Annotated in this window: 5 protein-coding genes; 3 read left to right on the top strand and 2 right to left on the bottom strand. The window is 73.8% G+C overall.

Annotated features, from left to right (window positions below):
- Positions 1–162 precede the first annotated feature (162 nt).
- On the bottom strand, positions 163–2337 hold the full coding sequence (locus ACZ4NT_RS00715) for a serine/threonine-protein kinase (RefSeq protein WP_467722488.1): 2175 nt from the start codon (positions 2335–2337) through the stop codon (positions 163–165).
- A gap of 232 nt (positions 2338–2569) precedes the next feature.
- Between ACZ4NT_RS00715 and ACZ4NT_RS00710 the strand changes: the two genes are divergently transcribed.
- Complete coding sequence (locus ACZ4NT_RS00710; RefSeq protein WP_467722872.1) at positions 2570–3295, top strand: hypothetical protein; 726 nt, start codon at positions 2570–2572, stop codon at positions 3293–3295.
- 119 nt (positions 3296–3414) lie between these two features.
- On the opposite strand, the gene ACZ4NT_RS00705 is transcribed toward ACZ4NT_RS00710, so the two are convergent.
- Positions 3415–3993, bottom strand: coding sequence for a biotin transporter BioY (locus ACZ4NT_RS00705; protein WP_121403061.1), 579 nt, complete (start codon positions 3991–3993; stop codon positions 3415–3417).
- Positions 3994–4444: 451 nt separating this feature from the next.
- Here ACZ4NT_RS00705 and ACZ4NT_RS00700 point away from each other — a divergent pair, with 451 nt between their 5' ends.
- Positions 4445–5659, top strand: coding sequence for an ROK family protein (locus tag ACZ4NT_RS00700; protein WP_467722486.1), 1215 nt, complete (start codon positions 4445–4447; stop codon positions 5657–5659).
- A 53-nt stretch (positions 5660–5712) separates the two neighbouring features.
- Positions 5713–5865: a hypothetical protein gene (locus ACZ4NT_RS00695; protein WP_183116848.1), complete on the top strand. Its 153-nt coding sequence runs from the start codon at positions 5713–5715 to the stop codon at positions 5863–5865.
- The last annotated feature ends 135 nt before the right edge of the window (positions 5866–6000 follow it).

Here is a 6000-nt window from a genome sequence, read left to right as displayed (position 1 = left end):
CCCCTGTTCGTCTTTATGGTTAGAGCAAAAGAAACCCCCCCCCCTCCTCCCCCCCCCCCCCCCCCCCCCCCCCCCGCCCCCCCCCCCCCCCGCCCCCCCCCCCCCCCCCCCCCCCCCCCCCCCTCCGCCGTGCGGCGTCCGCGTCCTCCCGCGGGGCCGCCGTCACAGCACGGTGAAGCTGTCCTTGACCTTCTCGTAGGTCCGCAGCGCACGGCTCTCGACGCCGGACTGGTACCAGGTGTTGATCTGGTACGACTTGCCGTCCGCGTCGAAGCCGAGCAGACGGGCGTGCCAGTGGACGCCCTGCAGCGTGAACGTGTACTCCCAGACGACCGCGGGCCGGTCCCGGAACGTCGTCCTCTCCAGCCGGATCTTGCGGTAGTCCCGCCCCTGGTGGGCGTTGCGCTCCGAGGTCCGCCACGTCTTCATCAGGTCGCCCCGGGCGAGGGCGGACTTGGCGACGAGTTCCTGTCCGCCGTCGGGTGAGGTGTAGTGCACCTCGGCGCCCGTCTTCAGGTCCCGCCGCCATCCCTCGGGCGTCGCCCAGGCGAAGCCGCCGGCCTCCCGGTGTGCGCCCGGCGGCAGGCTGGGCGGACGCGAGGTGCCCTCGACGGTGGGCGCGGGGGACGACTCGCCGCCGGTGCCGGTGCCGGTGCCGACCGAGACGGACGGCACCGGGGACGAGGGGGAGGCGCCGTCGTCGCGGCCGAAGGGGCCGCCCGTCGCGGCGATCACGAGCGCGGTGGCGGCTCCCGCGAGGACCGCCGCACCGGCGGCGAGCACCGTGCGGCGGCGGCCCTGCCCGGTGCCGGGCGGGACGGCGGGGCCGGGCGGTTCGCCCGGTTCGCCCGGTGTCAACGTGCCCGGTCCGGGCGGCACGGTCGACGGCCGGGCGCGGGTCGGCGCCTCGGAGAGTGCCCGGGCGGTGGCGCTCGGGGCCTGTGAGGACGCCTGCGTGGAGGAACCCCCCGGCTGGGACGGCACCTCCGTCGGGGCGGTGGAGGCGTCGGCCGAGGGCTGGGCGCCGGCAGCGGCGTGCGGGGGTCCGGCGTCCGGGGACGTCTCCGCCTGCGCGGGCACGCCGGAGGCTTCGGGCCGCGTCGTCGTGGACGCGGCCGGGGTGCGGGCCGCCGACGCGGTGTCCGGCGTGGTCCCGGGGTGCGGGTCGGGCGCCTGGGAGGTGCCGGGGGGCGGCTCGGACGTCCGGGTGGTGACCGGGGAAGGCCCCGCCGGGGTGGTGACGGGCGGGGCGGTCGGGGTGGGGCGTACCGGGGGTGCGTCCCGCAGTTGGGCGGGCCGCACGAGGGCGCGCGTGGGCGGCTCCGGGCGAACCGCGGGCGCCCCGGTCCCCGCAGGACCCGGTCCTTCGGGCACGGTCGGCGACTCGGGCGCCGGGGACCGCCGGGGCTCCGCGCCGGGTTCGGGCTGTCGCACCGGTTCCGGGGCGGGCGCCTCCGGGGCGGAAGGGCTCCCGGACTCGGGCTGCCGTACCGGATCCTGGGCGGGTGAGCCCCCGGACTCGGGCTGCCCTACCGGCTCCGGGGCGGGAGGGGGCCCCGGCTTCGGGCCGGGCTCGGCGGTCGGCACGGGGAAGGCGACAGGTGCCAGGGCCGACTCCAGTTCCTCCAGGCCGGGACGGGTCGACGGGTCCTTCTCCAGGAGGGCCGCCAGGATCTCCCGCAACTCCCCCGCGGCCTCGGGCAGTCCGGGCTCCTCGTACAGCACGGCGTGCAGTGTCGCCAGGGTCGTCGAGCGGGAGAACGGGGACCGTCCGCCGAGGGCCGCGCACAAGGTCGCCCCCAGGGACCACACGTCGGAGGGCGGGCCCTGCGGGCGGCCCGACACCCGTTCGGGCGCCATGTAGTCCGGGGAGCCGACGAGCATCCCGGCCATGGTGAGCGCCTCCGCGTCCTGCATCGCGGCGATGCCGAAGTCGGTGAGGACGACCCGGTGATGGCGCCGCTCGACCAGGACGTTGCCCGGCTTGATGTCGCGGTGCAGCACGCCCCCGGCGTGCACCTGCCGCAGCGCCGCGACCAGTTGGAGCCCGAGACGTGCCGCCTCGCGCACGGTGAGCGGGCCGTCGGCCGCGACGACCTGTTCGAGGGAGCGGCCGACGACCAGTTCCATGACGATCCAGAGCCGCTCGCCCTCGTCGACGACGTCGTAGATGCGGACGACGTTGGGATGGTCGATCCGGGCGGTCGCCCTGGCCTCGCGCAGTGTGCGTTCGCGGCGGGTGCGGGTGTCCTCCGGGTCCAGTCCGTCGATCCGCATCTCCTTGACGGCCACCGGCCGGTCGAGCATCTCGTCGGACGCCCGCCACACCCGTCCCATTCCCCCTTGGCCAATGCTTTCGACCAGCCGATAACGACCGGTCACCAGTAATCCCGGAACACCGCCGAACGCATTCCCCGGCAACCCCCTGCACCCCCTCAACACCCGTCACAAACGTCCGCAACGACAGAAACACAATGGTCACACTTCAGGCCGTACCAGCATAGTGCGGAGAAATCTTGTGGTACCTCTTCAAGTACTGCGAATTCAGGCGCAGCCAAGGGGGACGAACATGAGTTCTCGTCGCACGACGACCATCGCCGGATCATTGGTCACGGCATCTTTCTCGGCCGTGATGATCCTTTCCTGCACCGCCGCGGCGGACGACACGGGACCGGGGAGCAGCAAGGGGGGCAAGGCGGTGGACGAGGCTCCGGCGGGTGTGCGGCCGACCACACGACTGCCCGCGAGGATCTCGGTCGACAACGGGTCGCAGAAAACGGCGATCACCGCCACCGTCAAGAACGAAGGGAGCAAGGAAAGCGGCAGTCTCAGGCTATTGGTGGTCGGTTTCGACGGCTTGCGCGTCAAGAACGTCGAAGGCTGCACCGCCATCGCGGCCAAGGACCTTCCCGAGGGGTCGAACAGTGGTTTCAGTTGCGCCGTGGGAAAGCTGGCGGCCGGAGCGTCGAAATCGTACGCCGTTGCTGCGACCTTCGATCTGAAGAAGACCGGGAAAATCTGTCTTCCGGTCCAGGACGACGAAGGAAAGAAAACATTCTGGCAACAGGGCCCGGTGCCGTTCGGCACGACGAATCCGTCACCCAACGCCCCGGCCACCCCGCTGCTCCTCGGCACCGACAACGACCCGGTGGCGCCCGGCGGTGACGAGCTGCCCAGGACCGGTCCCGCCGGTCAGGTCCTGCCGCTCGGCGCGGCCGGGGCGGCGCTGCTCGCGGCGGGCGCGGCGGGCCTGTGGTGGACGGGCCCGCGGCGTACGCGGCGGCAGCCGTCCTGAACCCGGCCCGGCGGGTCCGGGAGGGGGCGCGGGACCGCGGAAGGCGGCCCGGCGGCCCCGGAACGCGCGAGAGGCTCGCCGGGTCGTCCCGGCGAGCCTCATCGGCAGGGTGGACCGGATCAGCGGTCGAGGAACTTCCAGGCGGTGGGCAGGACGCCCATCGCCAGGGCCGCCTTCAGGGCGTCGCCGATCAGGAAGGGGGTGAGGCCCGCCGCGATCGCCGCGGTGAGCGACATGTCGGCGGCGAAGGCCAGGTACGGAACGCCGATCGCGTAGATGATCGCCTCGCCGAGCAGCATCGTGCCCGCCATGCGCAGGACCGAGCGGTCGGCGCCGCGACGGGCCAGGGCGCCGACGACGGTGGCGGCGAGGAGCATGCCGAGGATGTAGCCGAACGACACGGAGACGCCCGCGCTGCCGCCGGCGAACCACGGCACACCGGCCAGGCCGAGCAGCGCGTACAGGGCGAGCGAGAAGAGGCCGCGGCTCGCGCCGAGCGCGGTGCCGACGAGGAGCGCGGCGAAGGTCTGGCCGGTCACCGGCACCGGGGAGCCCGGCACGGGCAGGGAGATCTGGGCCGCGAGCCCGGTGAGCGCGGCACCGCCGACCACGAGCGCCACGTCCCTCACGCGGGAGGCGGGCAGCAGGTCGGCGAGGACCTGCGGGCGGGGGCGGGTGGTCACGGCAGCGGTGCTCATGGGGACTCCGGCGGCTTCTCACGATTCGGGACACCGCGACGCTATCCCAGGGGACTTGAGCCGATCACCGTCAGCGCTCGACAAAGGGTGGAACACGCGCTTGGTGCCCTTCCGACAAAGGATGCCGTGTACACCCGCGACGGGGTGATGCTGGTCACTGTGGTGGGGTCGGTTCCGCCACGGAGGACCGGTGGACAGCGACTGTAGGGTCCCGCCAAACGCCCTCCGCGCCTCCCCCCGTTCGGTCCTCGGACGGGCCCTGGCCGGAACCGGTCGGCAGGCTCTACGCTCCCACCCATGGTTGCCCAGGCCGAGAACTTCGCATCGCGTCGCTACGTCGACCTGCGACGCCAGGCCGCGGCCACCTGTCCTCCGAGCTGAGGCGGGCGGAGCTGATCCGGTTCGCCAGACCCCAAGGCGCAGTGCCGGACCGACTCCGAGGACGTTTCCCATGCCCCGCTCCCTCGCACCCTCTCCCCCTCCCCCCGTGGCGCCCCCGGCCGTGCGCCGCGCCGTCGACAGCGACCGGCGCAGGACCAGCGCCAGCGTGATCCTGCGGTCCGTGCTGGACCACGGGCCCGTCGCCCGCAGCACCATCGCCCGGCTGACCGGGCTCTCCCCGGCGTCGGTCACCGACTACTGCGCCCGGTTCGCCGAACTCGGCCTGATCCGGGAGGCTCCGGTGCCGCGCCGGCCCAACGGGGTGGGGCGCCCGCACCAGCCCGTCGACCTCGACGACTCCCGCTTCGTGGTCGGCGGCGTGCACATCGCGGTCCCGTACACCACGGTCGCGCTGCTCGACCTGCGCGGCCGGGTGGTCGCGGAGCGGCGGCTGCCGCACCACGGCACCGAACCGGGCCGGGTGCTGGCGAACGCCGCCGACGGGCTGGCCGCGCTGCTGGCCGGCCACCGCGACACCACACCGCTCGGGGTCGGCGTCGCGGCCGGAGGCTGGGTGGACCGGGACTCGGGGACCATCGTCGAGCACCCGCTCCTCGGCTGGCGTGACGTGGCCGTGCGGGAGGCGATCGGGGCGCGCACCGGGCTGCCGGTCCAGGTGGACGGACACGCACGGGCGCTGGTGAACGGCGAGCGGCTGTTCGGCCGGGCGCGGGGCGGCCGGAGCGTGCTGCACCTCTTCGTCGGCAACGTGGTGGACGCCGCGTTCGCCACGCACGACGAGGTGCACCACGGCCCCCGCTCCCAGTCCGGGACCATCGCGCACCTGCCGCTCGCGGGCGGCACGGAGCGGTGCGGGTGCGGCCGGACCGGCTGCTGGCAGGCCGAGTTGAGTGAGCGGACGCTGTGCCGCAGGGCCCGCGAGGAGGGCGTCGCCGACACGGTGAACCCGATGCACGTGGTGGGAGCCGCGGCGGGCGGGGACGCGGTCGCCGCGCGGCTGCTGGTGGAGCGGGCACGGCTGGTGGGCCGGGCGGCGGCGCTGCTGCTCGACGTGCTCAACCCGGACACCGTGGTGGTCACCGAGGTCGGGGTCATCCATCGCGAGGACTGCCTGGCGGCACTGCGCGAGGAGGTGGGCGCGGACCGGGCGGCGTCCGTCGTGCCGACGAGTTTCCCGGATTCGGTGCTTGCCGTGGCGGGCGGTTCGGTCGCTCTGGACGTGCTGTACCGCGACCCTCTGGGCGCCTCACCCGGGCCGACTTAATTCAGAAACTCGGAATGTTGACAGCCCCCGACGGGGCCGGGAGCATCGCTTTCATGAGCAGCGCGCAGGATCATTCCCCGGTGCTCCGGTTGCGGCAGGACCGCGACCGGAGCGCCGGTGGCGCGCTGTCGCCGGTGCGGCGGGTTCCGCTCACCAAGTGCCGGGTCGTCGACCTGATGCGGGTCGGACGCACGCTTTGTTGCTGACGCGTTGACGCACTGACGTCTCGTCGGCCTTTTCTCTCCTCACGCCGCGCTTTCCGCGCGTGCCTCTTCCTGCGTGTGGTTTTCCCGTACGGCTTTGCCCTGCCCGGAATTCCGCGTGTCTTTCCGCCTCCTGAC

It is taken from the genome of Streptomyces sp. NPDC026417 (assembly GCF_055567695.1).
The sequence above is the reverse complement of the archived record's forward strand: the minus strand, read 5'-3'. Positions and strand labels throughout refer to the sequence as shown.